Source organism: Streptomyces sp. 2-1 (assembly GCF_048564895.1).
Taxonomy (GTDB): Bacteria; Actinomycetota; Actinomycetes; order Streptomycetales; family Streptomycetaceae; genus Streptomyces; species Streptomyces phaeochromogenes.
The window spans coordinates 10,790,206-10,803,395 of the sequence record NZ_CP183383.1; the positions used below are offsets into that span (position 1 = coordinate 10,790,206).

Annotated in this window: 13 protein-coding genes; 9 read left to right on the forward strand and 4 right to left on the reverse strand. The window is 69.8% G+C overall.

The window, feature by feature from the left end; translation table 11 throughout:
* Window positions 1–25 precede the first annotated feature (25 nt).
* The 4 genes from ACN20J_RS47140 to ACN20J_RS47155 all read left to right on the forward strand — a co-directional run bounded on the left by ACN20J_RS47140 (window position 26) and on the right by ACN20J_RS47155 (window position 6,379).
* Entirely contained in the window at window positions 26–844 is an 819-nt protein-coding gene (locus ACN20J_RS47140) for an ABC transporter ATP-binding protein (protein ID WP_419668490.1), read from the forward strand.
* Window positions 841–3,366 (forward strand): FtsX-like permease family protein, encoded by a 2,526-nt coding sequence (locus ACN20J_RS47145; RefSeq protein WP_419668491.1) that lies wholly within the window; start codon window positions 841–843, stop codon window positions 3,364–3,366. Before ACN20J_RS47140 ends, ACN20J_RS47145 begins: the two co-directional genes overlap by 4 nt.
* Window positions 3,367–3,651: 285 nt before the next feature.
* Entirely contained in the window at window positions 3,652–5,124 is a 1,473-nt protein-coding gene (locus ACN20J_RS47150; RefSeq protein ID WP_419668492.1) for an MFS transporter, read from the forward strand.
* A 40-nt stretch (window positions 5,125–5,164) separates the two neighbouring features.
* Entirely contained in the window at window positions 5,165–6,379 is a 1,215-nt protein-coding gene (locus tag ACN20J_RS47155) for an FAD-dependent monooxygenase (protein ID WP_419668493.1), read from the forward strand.
* 147 nt (window positions 6,380–6,526) lie between these two features.
* On the opposite strand, the gene ACN20J_RS47160 is transcribed toward ACN20J_RS47155, so the two are convergent.
* Window positions 6,527–6,967, reverse strand: coding sequence for a hypothetical protein (locus ACN20J_RS47160; protein ID WP_361911007.1), 441 nt, complete (start codon window positions 6,965–6,967; stop codon window positions 6,527–6,529).
* Between the two features lie 254 nt (window positions 6,968–7,221).
* Window positions 7,222–8,415 carry an MFS transporter gene (locus tag ACN20J_RS47165; RefSeq protein WP_419668494.1) on the reverse strand — a complete coding sequence of 398 codons (1,194 nt, stop codon included), beginning with the start codon at window positions 8,413–8,415 and terminating at the stop codon, window positions 7,222–7,224.
* A 121-nt stretch (window positions 8,416–8,536) separates the two neighbouring features.
* Here ACN20J_RS47165 and ACN20J_RS47170 point away from each other — a divergent pair, with 121 nt between their 5' ends.
* From ACN20J_RS47170 to ACN20J_RS47180, 3 genes are all read left to right on the forward strand, one after another.
* Window positions 8,537–8,974, forward strand: a complete 438-nt coding sequence (locus ACN20J_RS47170) for a glutaredoxin domain-containing protein (RefSeq protein WP_362305602.1) — start codon at window positions 8,537–8,539, stop codon at window positions 8,972–8,974.
* Between the two features lie 100 nt (window positions 8,975–9,074).
* Window positions 9,075–10,178: a DUF4037 domain-containing protein gene (locus ACN20J_RS47175; protein ID WP_419668495.1), complete on the forward strand. Its 1,104-nt coding sequence runs from the start codon at window positions 9,075–9,077 to the stop codon at window positions 10,176–10,178.
* A 72-nt stretch (window positions 10,179–10,250) separates the two neighbouring features.
* Window positions 10,251–10,631, forward strand: coding sequence for a RidA family protein (locus tag ACN20J_RS47180; protein ID WP_190231376.1), 381 nt, complete (start codon window positions 10,251–10,253; stop codon window positions 10,629–10,631).
* 50 nt (window positions 10,632–10,681) lie between these two features.
* On the opposite strand, the gene ACN20J_RS47185 is transcribed toward ACN20J_RS47180, so the two are convergent.
* Complete coding sequence (locus tag ACN20J_RS47185; RefSeq protein ID WP_361894211.1) at window positions 10,682–11,059, reverse strand: SRPBCC domain-containing protein; 378 nt, start codon at window positions 11,057–11,059, stop codon at window positions 10,682–10,684.
* 64 nt (window positions 11,060–11,123) lie between these two features.
* Complete coding sequence (locus tag ACN20J_RS47190; protein ID WP_419668496.1) at window positions 11,124–11,546, reverse strand: ankyrin repeat domain-containing protein; 423 nt, start codon at window positions 11,544–11,546, stop codon at window positions 11,124–11,126.
* Window positions 11,547–11,656: 110 nt separating this feature from the next.
* On the opposite strand from ACN20J_RS47190, the gene ACN20J_RS47195 reads away from it, so the two are divergent.
* Entirely contained in the window at window positions 11,657–12,619 is a 963-nt protein-coding gene (locus ACN20J_RS47195) for an NAD(P)H-dependent flavin oxidoreductase (RefSeq protein ID WP_419668497.1), read from the forward strand.
* 155 nt (window positions 12,620–12,774) lie between these two features.
* A complete protein-coding gene (locus ACN20J_RS47200; protein ID WP_419668498.1) occupies window positions 12,775–13,182 on the forward strand; it encodes a nuclear transport factor 2 family protein in 408 nt (135 codons plus the stop codon).
* The last annotated feature ends 8 nt before the right edge of the window (window positions 13,183–13,190 follow it).

The following is a 13,190-nucleotide window of genomic DNA, read 5'->3' on the forward strand; positions in this document are numbered from 1 at the left end:
CGAGAAGATCGCGAGAGGGCGGAACATGAAGCTACGCAACGGCAAGCGGCAGAAGACGGACGACCGACCGGAGGCCCCGGCCACCACACCCGGCCTCGCCGTCGAACTGCTCGGTGTCAGGCGGCAGTACGGCCGTGGCGCGGGCTCCGTGCACGCCCTCGCGGGCATCGACCTCGCCCTCCCTCGCGGCACGTTCACCGCGGTCATGGGCCCGTCCGGGTCCGGCAAGTCCACCTTCCTGCAGTGTGCCGCCGGGCTCGACCGGCCGTCGGCGGGGTCCGTGCGACTCGGCGGTACGGAGATCACCGGAATGAGCGAGAACAAGCTCACCGAGCTCCGCCGCAGCCGCCTCGGCTTCGTGTTCCAGGCGTTCAACCTGCTGCCGTCGCTGACCGTGGAGCAGAACGTCCTGCTGCCTCTGCGCTTGGCCGGGCAGCGCCAGGACCGCCGCCGTGCAGCCACGGTGCTCGCGCAGGTCGGGCTCGCCGACAAGGCGAGGCGCCGGCCCGGCGAGCTCTCGGGCGGCCAGCAGCAGCGCGTGGCCGTCGCCCGCGCCCTGGTCACCAGCCCCGACGTGATCTTCGCCGACGAGCCCACCGGCGCCCTCGACACCGGCACCGCCGCCGAGGTCCTCGGCCTGCTCCGGCACGCGGTGGACACCCTCGGCGCAACCGTCGTCATGGTCACGCACGACCCGGCCGCGGCGGCCTGGGCCGACCGCGTGCGGTTCCTCGACGACGGCACCTTCGTCGACGGCCTGGAGCGCGGTTCGGCGGAGCAGATCGCGGCGCGGATGGCGATGCTTGCCCGCCGTACGGGCGCGATGGCAGGGGCCGCGGCATGAGGAGCCTCGCCCCGAACGGCCTCGCTCGCGCGGCCGTACGCTTCAAACCCGCGTCGTTCGCGGGAACGTTCGTCGCGCTGATGATGTCGGCCCTGATCGTCGCGGCCTGCGGCATCCTGCTGGAGACGGGAGCCCGCGCCTCGGTGCCGGCGGAGCGGTACGCGAAGGCGCCGGTCGTCGCCGCGGCCGACCAGTCCGTGCGGCTCGTCGCCGACAGCATCGACGGCCCCGAGGAAACCGTGTACCCGCTGCCGGACACCGCCCGCGTGGACGTGGGACTCGCGGCGAAGGCCGCCCGGGCGCCGGGTGCCGAGGCCGCGGTGCCGGACTTCACCTTCCCGGTGCGGCAGGACAACGGCGCGCTCGTCGGACACGGCTGGGGCTCGCACGCCTTCACCGGTACCGCGCTGTCCGCGGGCGCCGCGCCGCGCACGGGCGATGTCGTGCTCGATCCCGCCACGGCCCGTACTGCGAAGGCCGACGTCGGCGACACCGTCACGCTCGAAACGGCCGTCGGCCGTACGGACTTCCGGGTGTCCGGGCTGGCCAAGGCCGGGGCGGGCGACACCGCGGCGGCCGGAGCGCCGGGCGCGGCGGTCGGCGGCAAGGCCACGGCCTGGTTCGCCGACGCCGAGGCATCCGCACTGGCAGGCCACCCCGGCAAGGCCGACGCCATCGCCGTACTGGCAGCGGCCGGCGCCGACACCAACGCCCTCGCCGCCGCCGTCGAGAAGTCCCTCGCCGGCTCCGGCGCCCAGGTGCACACCGGCGACGGCCGCGGCGAGGCCGAGGAGCGGGGCCTGGCCTACGCCAAGGAGACGCTCCTCGGACTCGGCAGCCAGTTCGGCGGGATCGCCACTCTGGTCGCCGTCTTCACCGCGGCCGGCACGGTCGCTCTGTCCGTCGGTCAGCGCACCCGCGAGTTCGCGCTGCTGCGCGCCGTCGGCGCCACCCCGAGGCAGATCCGCCGTGCGGTCGCCACCGAGGCGCTGCTTGTCGCGCCGCTCGCCGGGCTGGCCGGGTGCCTGCCGGGGATCGCGCTGGCCGGCTGGTGGTTCGGGCAGTTGAAGGACCGTGGGGCCGTCCCGGAGGCGGTCGATCTGCACGTCTCGTGGATCCCGCTGCTCGCCGCCGTCGGCACCGGGCTGCTCACGGCGCTCGGTTCCGGCTGGATGGCCGGGCGCAGGCCCGCGAAGATCAAGCCGGGGCAGGCACTCACCGAAGCCTCGGTGGAGCGGCTGCGGCCGGGCGTCATCCGTACCGTCCTCGGGCTGGGCGCCCTCGTCGGCGGCGCGGTCTTCGCCGGAGTCGCCTCCTCGGCGGCCGGTGACAACGCGGCCAACGCCTCCCTCGGCGTCATCATGCTCTTCATGCTCGCCGTCGCCCTGCTCGGCCCGCTGGTGGCCCGGCTGTGCGCGGCCCTCTTCGGTCTGCTGCTGCGCGGCGGCGGCGCCTCGGCGGCACTGGCCGCCGCCAACTCCCGTACCAACGCACGCCGGTTGGCCTCCGCGATCACCCCGATCGTGCTGGCGATGGCCTTCGCCTCGACGCTCGTCTTCATGCACACCAGCGAGAGCCAGATCGCCTCGGAACAGCTCCGCGACGGCATCACGGCTGACCACGTCGTCACGGACCCGGCCGGACTGCCCACCGGGTCCGCCGACCGGGCCGCCCGCGCTCCCGGCGTCGACGCGGCTGTCAGCCTGCTCGACACGCAGGTGCTGGTGCCCGTCGTCTCCGGCGGTGAGAGGACGCTGCAGGGGGCGGCGACCCAGGGCATCTCGAGCTCCGGCGCCGAACTCGCCGAGGTGCAGGACCTGGACGTACGCAGCGGCAGCCTGGACCGCGTTGGTGCGGGCCGAATCGCCATCGACAAGACCCTCGCCACCTCGGCGAAGGTCAAGGTCGGCGACGAGCTGCCGCTCCACCTCCCCGACGGCACCGAGGCCCGCCCGGAAGTCGTCGCGGTCTACGGCCGCGGCCTGGGCCTGGCGGCGGTGACCATGGACCGCGCGTCCCTGGCAGGCCACGTCACGTCGCCCTTCGACAGCACGCTGCTGGTGCGCGGCGGCGACGCCAAGCCGCTCGCCGCACTCGGCGAGGTCACCGACGCCTCGGGCTACGCCGTCGAACAGAACGTGGACCGCGAACTCGGCGCCTGGGCCAACTACACGATGGCCGCCGTCCTGGGCGGCTTCGCCGTCATCGCAGCCGTCAACACCCTCGTGATGACGGTCCTGGACCGCCGCCGCGAACTGGCCACGCTCCGCCTCGTCGGCTCCACCCGCCGCCAGGTGCTGCACATGCTCCACTGGGAGAGCCTGCTGGTATCGGTGGCGGGCGTGGCCCTGGGCACAACCATCGCCATGATCACGCTGACTCCCATGATGCGCGGCCTGACGGGCGAGTCCCCACACATACCCCCACTGCTGTACGCCACCTTCGCCGCGACCGCGGTATCCCTCGGCCTCCTCGCGGTAACCCTCCCGGCCCGCGCTGCACTGCGCGATCGGCAGGCCTGAGACCGGAAGGGCTGAGCCGGGAGGCAGTCCGGAGGCCGGGCCGGGAGCGTACGCGCTGTCGGCGAGCCGGTCGCAACGCCGGGACGGGCGAGGCCAGTTGCCGCATGCGCTGTAGCCATCGTCATCGCCTTGCGCTGTCGGCCATCGGCCTCGGCTCCGCCACCCCCTACCGCGGTAGCCCTTCCACATTGGCTCCCGGGTATGACGCCCGGCGCGCAGCCGCCCCCGCACTCTCCATCCACGCGCAGAAGCGCACGGACGCGAACCCGTAGTGAGGAGTCCTCAATGCAGCAGAGCAGGACCGGAAGTACAGGAAGTACAGACACCGGACTGCACACGAGATGGAACGGGCGGCTCATCGGCCTGGTGGTTGTGCTGGCTCTGGTGAACTTCGTGGTCGACTCGGCCATCACCGCGCCGCTGCTCGTCCTCCCGGAGATGCTCGACCATTTCGGTACCGACCAGGCGGCGTGGCTCAACGCCACCGCGATGCTGGCGGGGGTGATGTGGGCGCCCCTGCTCGGAAAGAGCGCCGACATCTACGGCAAGCGCAGGGTGCTCGTGCTGGCGTTGCTCCTCAGCTGCGCGGGCGCCCTCCTGTGCGCCGTGGCCCCCAGCCTCTGGTTGTTCGTGCCGGGGCGCATGCTTCAGGGAGCGTCTCTGGCGGCCGTGTTCCTCTCCGTCGCGATCGTTCGAGGTGTCTGCGCACCCCGCATCGCGATGATCGTCGTAGGCATCGTCACCTCCAGCTCCGCGGTGCTCAACATCGCGTCCCGATTCCTCATCGAGAAACTGGCCACGCAGTTCGGATTCCAGATCCTGTTCCTCCTGTCGGCCGTCGTCGGGGCCGTGATGGCGATCTGCGTGCGCAACGTCATTCCGGAGTCCCCGATCAGGACACCGGGCAGGATCGACATCGGCGGTGCCCTCCTCCTCGGCGGAGGTCTCGCCGGGCTGCTCGGCTATGTCAGTCTCGGCTCGGACCTCGGCTGGCTCGCCGTCGGCCCGCTGGTTCTCCTCGTCGGTGGCATCGCGGCATTGGCCAGGTGGTTCCTGGTCTCCAGTCGAAAGCCCGACCCCCTGATCGACGTCAGGGACCTCGACGGGCCACTGATACTCATGCTCCTCGTCGTCTTTCTCGGAGCCGGTTCGTACCAGAGCATGCTTCAGCTCATCCCGCTCATCGGTGACGTCTCGGCGGATCAGCAACTCGGGTACGGACTGGCCGACCAGGGATCGGTCGCACAGTTGCTGGCGGCGCCCGGACTCGGAGTCATGCTCGGGGGTCCGGTGGCCGGATGGCTCGCCGCACGCATCGGACCGGCCTCGACGCTGGCCGGGACAGTCATGCTCGGCACGGTCGTGACCATGGGGATGTTCCTGGGGGCCTCCCAGCTTGCTGCCGCGCTCTGCTGCGCATTCCTGCTGGGTGTCACGGTAGGAGCGCTCGGGACATCCGGCTTCAACATGGCCGGCAGCCTGGCGTCCCCCGAACGGCAGGGCATCGTGTCCAGCCTGGTCATGGTGATGGTCTCGATCGGGTCGGTGGTCCTGAACTTCGTGGGCGCGGCGGTCCTCAAGTCCACCGCCGTGGTCGTCGACGGTGAGACGACGAACTCGGCCACGGGCGTGTTCACCTATATCGCGATCGCTTCGGGTGCATTCGCAATCGCCGCGGTGCTGGTCGTCCTGCTCGTACGAAGCACACGCCTCAGCCGAAAGTCTCCGTCGCCCGACCTTGAGCGGAACGCGGTGTGATCGACCTTCGAATTCCTCATAACGGACTGGGAGTTGACGAATGAACACAAGAAACGCAGCGAAGGGTACGGTCCTGGTTTCCGGCGCGAGCATCGCGGGTCCGGCGGTGGCGTTCTGGCTCCAACGGTACGGATTCACGGTGACGGTGGTGGAGAAGTCCACCGGACTGCGCGGCGGCGGCTACCCGATCGACGTACGTGGCACGGCGGTTGAGGTGGCTCGCCGGATGGGAATCCTGCCGCAGCTCCAGAAAGCGCATATAGAGTCGCGCCGGTTGACCTTCCTCAATGCCGATGGCAGTGAGGCGGCGGTGGTTCATCCACAGGCGGTGGTCGGCGGCGTCGAGGGACATGACGTCGAGGTGCCTCGCGGTGATTTGGCGGACGTCCTGTACGGGGCCGTCCGTGACGAGGTGGAGTTCGTGTTCGACGACTCCATCGATGTGCTCAAGGAACACGAGCACGGGGTCGAGGTCACCTTCCGCAGTGGTGTCCAGCGCGGCTTCGACCTGGTCCTGGGTGCGGACGGACTGCACTCGCGTACCCGGGAGCTCGTATTCGGCCCCGAGCAACAGTTCCACCGCTATCTCGGGTACTGCTTCGCCATATTCACCATGCCCAACACCTTTGGGCTCTCCCATGAAGCACTCATCTGGAACACTCCCGGAAGGGCCGCGGCGCTCTACGCGGTCAAGGACAGCAACGAGCTGCACGCATTCCTCAACTTCGCTCAACCCGAGCCACCACGCGAGGTCTTCGGCGCCCCCGAAGCACAACGTGACCTCGTCGCCGCCACCTTCGCCGACGACGAATGGGAAATCCCGGCCATGGTCGCCGCCATGAGCCACGCGAACGACGCGTTCGTCGACACCGTGAGCCAGGTCCGTATGCCGTGCTGGTCCAACGGCCGGGTCGCGCTCCTCGGCGATGCCGCCTACGCCCCGTCGTTCCTTACCGGTCAAGGGTCCAGCCTCGCCCTCGTCGGCGCCTACATGCTCGCCCGCTCGCTGGCCGCCCATCGCGACCACACGGAGGCCTTCGCCGCCTACGAACGCGATATCCGCGGATTCGTAGAAATGAACCAGGCACAGGTGGGTGAAGGCGACGCAACGCTCTTCCCCACCACGACTGAGGCCCTTGAAAGGCGCAACAAAAGGCTTCGTGGCCTCACCGCCTTGCCGCCAAAAGCCGGGCGCCCGGCCCACACGGCCCTCACGTTGCCCGAACCCATCGAGGACTTCCCCAGGAACGGTTGACCGCCCGGTGGGGCGATTCCGTGGTCGCTGCTGAGAGGACGTCAAAGTCTCTCTGTTGTGCGTACTCGGCTTCTGGAGAGGTGGGCGGCGGGGACCAGCGCTCCCCGCCGCCTCACCCCGCCCTCCCAGCCAGGTGGGCTACCGTGCCTACGAGTAGACGCGGTGGGTGTACCCCGTGCAGACCTCTTCCGAGCCTTTCACCAGGCATGCGTTGAACGTCAGCCGCTGCCCCTCGACGAGGTCGCCGGTCTTCCACGCGGTCGTGTAAGGGGAGGGCTGTCCCTGCGTCGAAGCCTCGCGGTGGACGTTGGCGTTGAAGACGGTTCCCTTGACGCCCCATCCGTCGGCCCCGCCGTCATGCGCCCGCAGTGCGTCTCCGGGGGTGCTGCCCACCGGGTCCGCGTTCCAGTTCACGTATCCGGCGTAGTCGCCGTCGGCGTAGAGGTAGACCGTCAGCGATTGACCGTCCTGGTAGTAGCTGTCCGTGTAGGTGAGCCGGGGTGCTGCCACAGCGGTGCCCGAGCCGATGCCGACCGTCACGGCGGTCGCCACCAGCAGGGTGGCGATCCGGTTCCTCAATTTGGCCATCAGGTGCCCTCCCCATGTCAAAGCGATCAAAGTCGGGCATGACCTTGTCATGTGCAGTCAGGCCAGGCAACGGGATTTGTCGAGGCCGGGTGTCGGTCGGCGCATCGGCGCATGAGTCGGCCGCCGACTCCTCCGCCGGCCTGGAGCTGATGTTCGGCGACAACGCTCTGCAGGGCGTGTACGACCAGTTCGCCTCCCACTCCCACTCCCAGGCCGACACTGACGTTGCCCGCAGCACCCCAGGGGCCCGCATCTCACGTCCTCGTTCGTACCGGTCGCCGGAGCAAGTAGAGGCCCGCGGTCGAGACCAGGACGGCCATGCAGGCGATGAACACCAGCCCCGCGCCCTCCAGGCCGATCGGACCGGTCAGTACTCCCACACCGATCACCGGCACCGAGATGCCCGCGTAGGCCACCACGAACAGCGTCGAGATCACTGACGCCCGGCGGTCCGCGGGAGATGCCTGGGCCACCGCGGACAGTGCCCCGCGAAACGCCAGACCCTGCCCGACTCCACCGACGATCGCGCTCAGCACCACCAGTGAGAGCAGGTCCCAGTGCAGCGCGCCCGCGAGGAGCGCCAGTCCGGCGAGGAGCCCGGCGCAGCCCAGCGGCAGCGATCGTTCCAACCCGACCCGGCCGACCACCAGTTGCCCCGCGGTCGACGAGAAGAAGGCGAGCGCGACGACGAGCCCGCTCACCGCGTGGTTGTCCACGTCCAGGGACTCTGACAGGAACGCCGGGCTGACCGACGTGAACACCCCGAACAGCGCGAACCCCACGAACGAGGCGATCGCCGCAGGCACGAACGCCTTCCGCACCTGCGGCGGCACACCGGGCCGCTGCGGCCGTACCGTGCTCAGCGGCCGCCGCTCGCGGACGGTCTCCGGCAGCCACCACAGCAGGACGGCGGCCGAACCGGCTACCAGCGCGAGGTGTACGACGAACGGCAGGTACAGCGGCCAGGCGGCGTACTGGGCGAGGACTCCGGCGAGCAGCGGACCGCAGCCCAGCCCGCCCATGTTGGCGGCGGTCGCCACGAACGTGGCCCGGGCCGCGCCGCCCTCCGGTGCCAGCTCCATCACGTACACCGTGGCGGCCCCGGTGAAGAGGCCGGCGGACAGTCCGGAGAACAACCGCCCCACATACAGCCAGCCCAGCCCGGTGGCACACAGGAAGCAGACGGCACTGGCCGCCGCGAACCCCAGGCCCCACAGCAGCACCGGCCGCCTGCCCACGGCATCCGAGACGTTGCCCGTCAGCAGCAGCACGGCGATGACCCCGAAGGCGTACACGGCGTACACCACGGTCACCGTCAGCTCGGAGAACCCGAACTTCTCCTGATAGAGGCCGTAGAGCGGGGTCGGCAGCGTGGTGCCGGCCATGCACACGGCGAACACCGCCCCGCTGAGCAAACACTGGCGCCACCCTCGGCGATCACCGTCCATGCCGCCGACGGTAATCGCGTGACCCGCCGGGCACCGGCGCGGCGTGCCCGACGCACCGCCATACGGGAAAGGGGCGGACGCCCAGGAACAGCCCCGTTCCGGCTCGATAGCCTGGGCCATCATGATGCGCGCCTGGATCCTGCCGATGCTGCTCGTACTCAGCGGCTCAGTCGTTGCCGCTGGGCTGCTCCTGAAGGGGAGCGCCGGCGCGGCCGTGGCACTCCTGCTGGTGTTTCTGCTGCTCGCAGGCGTGAACTCGCCGCTGATCTTCCCGAGGTCGATCGGCGCCGTGGAGGCACAACGCCGCAGCGCGGTCGACGGCCGTCCGGTCGTCTTCTGGCGGCCGGGCTGCGTGTACTGCCTGCGGCTGCGCATACGGTTGGGCCGCAGCGCCCGCCGGCTGCACTGGGTCGACATCTGGCGTGACGCGGATGGAGCAGCGGCGGTGAGGGCGGCCAACGATGGCAATGAGACAGTGCCGACTGTCGTCGTGGCCGGCCGACCGCACGTCAACCCCGATCCCGCATGGGTCCGCGAACAGCTCTCCCCTCCAGCGTGATTCGAAGAACGGCAGGCTGTACGCGCAGTCAGCCGCCGCACCCCGCTGGACGTGGAAAAGCCTTCGACCGACCCCATGCCGATCCGGCACCCTCCACGGCATGACCAAGCCGTCCTTCATCCCCGGACTGGAACTCTCCGGCCACTTCTACTTCGAAGCCGTACGGCCCCTGCTGGACGAAGTCGTCCCCGGAACCGTGCACTCCGCCGCCCGCCTGGGCAGCGGCTCGGAGGTCCTCGGGTTCGACACCGCCCGCTCCGCCGACCACGAGTGGGGCCCCCGCCTGCAGCTCTTCCTGCACCCGCAGGACGTCACCCGTCATGGCGCGACGATCACGGAACTGCTCTCCGAACGCCTGCCGAAGACCTTCCGCGGCTACCCGACGCACTTCGCCGCGGCCGGAGAAGCGAGCATCGGGGTCATGGAGACGACCGACGGTCCGGTCCACCACCGCGTCGAAGTCACGGACCTCGGCACCTGGTTCACCAAGCGACTGGGCTTCGACCCGCGCAAGGACGTCACACTCACGGACTGGCTGGCCACGCCCACCCAACTGCTCGCCGAGGTCACCGGCGGTGCGGTCTTCCACGACGGACTCGGCGAGCTCGCGCCGGCGCGCGCAGCCCTCGACTGGTACCCCCACGATCTCTGGCTCCACCTGCTCGCCTGCCAGTGGCAACGCATCTCCCAGGAGGAAGCCTTCGTCGGCCGTTGCGGCGAAGTGGGCGACGAGCTCGGCTCCGCTGTCGTCGCCGGCCGCCTGGTGCGCGATGTGATGCGGCTCTGCCTGCTCATGGACCGCCGCTATCCGCCCTACAGCAAGTGGCTCGGCAGCGCCTTCGCCCGCCTTCCCCGGGCGTCCGCCCTCACCCCGGTCCTCACCTCGGCGCTCGCCGCCACCGACTGGCACATCCGCGAGCAGCACTTGGCCCGCGCCTACGAAACCATCGCGGTGATGCACAACCAGCTCGGCCTCACCGAACCCGTCGACCCCACCACACGGCCCTACCACAGCAGACCATTCCAGGTGCTGCACGCCGAACGCTTCACCGAGGCGCTGATGGCCCGCATCACCGACCCGGCCATTGGCTCCCTCCCGGCGATCGGCACCGCCGACCAGTTCATCGACAGCACCGACGTCCTCAGCCACCCCGAACTGACCCGCGCCGCCACCCACGTAACGGTGTCTCAAGGGACAACCTGAGTTCCGGCAACACCGGAAGGCCTGCGGTGGGAGCATCGTGGAGCAGGAACCTTCCTGACAGGAGCCTCATCGATGCCCCGAGTAGTCATCTCCACCCCCGATGCGCCGGAGTTTCCCAGCTACAGTCAGGCGGTCAAGGTCGGCAACACGATCTACGTGGCTGGAACGGTCGGCGTCGACGTGACGACCGGCGAGCTCGCAGGGCCCACGATCCAGGAGCAGACCCGCCGGTCGCTGCTCAACTGCCAAGCGATCCTGCGCGCCGGCGGCGCCGAACTCAGTGACGCGGTGATGGTCCACACCCTGCTCATGCGACCCGAGGACGCCGACGGCGTCGTCGAGGTCTTCGACGAGTTCTTCCCCGACGTGCGACCGCCGCGCTGCGTCAGCAAGCTCGGCGTCGACCGGCCGGGGATCCTGGTGTCCATCGCCATGACAGCCGTGACGGACTGAGCCGTTGGTGCGGACGACGGCTGGGACCGTCGCTCACTCCGCACCGAGTCCTACGCCTGGGCGAGCTTCGCCAGCAGTGAGAGTGAGTTCCGCCAGGCCATGGCGCTGGTGGCGGCGTCTTCCAGCGCGCCGCTCTCGCTGATCCGTACCAGCGTGCCGGCGCCTTCCGGCGTGAGTGTGATCTCGACAAGGTCGCCCGGCTCAGGCAGCCACCGGAAGGCGAAACGGCGGCCGGGTTCCACAGCCACCACCGTCGCGGGAAAGCTGCCGTGCTCGTCCCAACGCAGGACCATCGCGCCACCGGCCACCAGCTCGATCTCGGCGCCCCCGAACGCGTACCACTGCTGGAAGTACTGCGGGTCGGTGATCAGCCGCCAGGTGCTGTCCGGGTCGGCCGGGACCAGGGTCTGCTCGGAGATACTTTCCATGCCCTGACGGTAACGGGGCCGGGCGGCAGGCGCACCGAGCCGAGCTGGTCCGTCGGCGGCGGGGTTACGTGTCTGCCGCTCCCGCACTCCTGAGGAGTTCGGCCGTCTCGGGGTGAGGGCCGATGTTCGCCCAGTGCAGCGGGGAGCGGCCTGTGCCGTGGTCTTCATGAAGGTTCGGATCGGCGCCGTGAGCCAACAGTTCGCGCACCGTCTCGGTGTGCCCCCAGCATGCGGCCGCGCACAACGGCGTGCCGTCCGAGCCGGGTCCGCTGCTTTCGGTGTCAGGGGAGGCTCCGGCCGTCAGGAGCAGGCGGGCGATCTGTGCTTCTCCGCTCACGGATGCCACGTACAGAGGGGTGGTGCCGTCGCTGTCTCCCTGCTCCGGACTGGCTCCGGCCCGCAGCGAGGCCTGCACTCGGGCGGTGTCACCCGCCAGAATCGCTGAGAAGAGCTGGCGGGAGAGCTTCTTCCGCTGCCGATGGTTCATGGGCGCCGAGGCTAACGACTGGGTGCACGGCGGGGCCAGTCATATTCACTCCGCTCACTCCACAGCAAGTGAACGTTCGTGGAGGCAAGTTGAGGGGGAGGAAGGCGGTCATGGGACTGTCGACGCGGTTCACGGAGTTGCTCGGTGTGCGGCACCCGATCGCGCTGGCGCCGATGGGCGGATCGGCCGGTGGTGCGCTGGCGGCGGCCGTGTCCCGTGGCGGCGGGCTCGGGATGCTGGGCTCCGCGAACGGGGACCCGGAGTGGCTCGCCCGTGAACTGCCGCTCATTGCCGAGGCCGCCGGGAAGCCGTGGGGCATCGGGTTCCTGACCTGGCAGATCGACGCCGACGCGATCGAGCGGGCACTTGAACACCGGCCCAGGGCAGTGATGTTGTCCTTCGGGGACCCGAGCCCGTTCGCTGAGCGCATCCGCGCGGCCGACACCGTGCTGATCATTCAGGTGACCGACCTGGAAGAGGCCAGGCAGGCGGTTGACCTGGGCGCCGATGTCATCGTGGCGCAGGGCACCGAGAGCGGTGGGCATGGGGCCCGACAAGGGCGCTCCACCTTGCCGTTCGTGCCGGTCGTGGTGGATCTAGCGGCACCTGTGCCGGTACTGGCGGCCGGCGGGATCGCCGACGGCCGCGGGGTGGCGGCGGCCCTGGCACTGGGCGCCGCGGGAGCGCTCGTAGGCACACGCTTCCAGGCCACGACCGAGGCCCTCGTGGATCCCTCGACAGCCAAGGCGATCGTCGAGGGACACGGCGAGGACACCGAGCGCAACCGGGTGCTCGACATCGCCCGAGGCTCCCGGTGGCCGTCGAAGTACACCGCTCGGACCCTGGGCCACCGCTACCTCGACCGGTGGCGGGGCAGGGAAGCCGAACTAGCAGCGGACCCCAGGGCCAGGCAGGACTACCAACACGACCTGGCGCAGGGGGAGATCCCCGCGCTGCCGATGTGGGCCGGCGAGGCAGTCGACCTCATCACCGACCTGCCATCCGCAGCTGATCTCGTCGACACGCTGGCCGCGCAGGCTGAAGTCGCGCTCAACCGTGCCGGAAGACTCTGACCGGATCGGCCGGCCATCCGGCGGCGCGCAGGCAACTGCCTTCCCAGACTGCTGGTTGGTCCATCAGCCGAAAGGTGAACGTTCGCGGAAACCACGATCCCGCGTGCGTCGCTGTGATGATGTGGTCTTTTGTGTCCGCGACCAGGGAGGTCCCCGTGTCCAGAACGCCCCAGGAGATCTTCGAGAGTTACATCTACGCCGGAACCGTGAGCCGCAACGCCGATGCCCTTGCCGAGAGCTTCACCGAGGACGGCGTCTTCGAGGCACCGCTCATGCCTGCCGGCGCCGCCTTCCCCCGGAGGTTGGTGGGTCGTGAGGAGATCCGGAGCGCCATGGCGGCGTACTACGAGCAGCCGGTGGAGGACGGCCGCTCGCCGAACTTCGAGAAGTCCGGGTACGTGCTGCACACCACCGACAGCCCCGATGTCTTCATCGCCGAGATCGACACGGTCTTCGACGGGGACGGAGAGGACGTTGCCGTCTCGCTGGTGCAGATCATCCGCATCCGCGACGGGAAGATCGCCCGGCTGCGTGACTACTTCGCCCCGGAGTTGATGAGTTGAGTACGCCG

Bases quoted from the DNA above. Each gene is read 5' to 3' on its own strand.
- ACN20J_RS47185 (WP_361894211.1), bottom strand. From the start codon at position 11,059: ATGGAAAGTATCTCCGAGCAGACCCTGGTCCCGGCCGACCCGGACAGC.
- ACN20J_RS47180 (WP_190231376.1), top strand. From the start codon at position 10,251: ATGCCCCGAGTAGTCATCTCCACCCCCGATGCGCCGGAGTTTCCCAGC.
- ACN20J_RS47165 (WP_419668494.1), bottom strand. From the start codon at position 8,415: ATGGACGGTGATCGCCGAGGGTGGCGCCAGTGTTTGCTCAGCGGGGCG.
- ACN20J_RS47145 (WP_419668491.1), top strand. From the start codon at position 841: ATGAGGAGCCTCGCCCCGAACGGCCTCGCTCGCGCGGCCGTACGCTTC.
- ACN20J_RS47150 (WP_419668492.1), top strand. From the start codon at position 3,652: ATGCAGCAGAGCAGGACCGGAAGTACAGGAAGTACAGACACCGGACTG.
- ACN20J_RS47140 (WP_419668490.1), top strand. From the start codon at position 26: ATGAAGCTACGCAACGGCAAGCGGCAGAAGACGGACGACCGACCGGAG.
- ACN20J_RS47195 (WP_419668497.1), top strand. From the start codon at position 11,657: ATGGGACTGTCGACGCGGTTCACGGAGTTGCTCGGTGTGCGGCACCCG.
- ACN20J_RS47190 (WP_419668496.1), bottom strand. From the start codon at position 11,546: ATGAACCATCGGCAGCGGAAGAAGCTCTCCCGCCAGCTCTTCTCAGCG.
- ACN20J_RS47160 (WP_361911007.1), bottom strand. From the start codon at position 6,967: ATGGCCAAATTGAGGAACCGGATCGCCACCCTGCTGGTGGCGACCGCC.
- ACN20J_RS47175 (WP_419668495.1), top strand. From the start codon at position 9,075: ATGACCAAGCCGTCCTTCATCCCCGGACTGGAACTCTCCGGCCACTTC.
- ACN20J_RS47155 (WP_419668493.1), top strand. From the start codon at position 5,165: ATGAACACAAGAAACGCAGCGAAGGGTACGGTCCTGGTTTCCGGCGCG.
- ACN20J_RS47170 (WP_362305602.1), top strand. From the start codon at position 8,537: ATGATGCGCGCCTGGATCCTGCCGATGCTGCTCGTACTCAGCGGCTCA.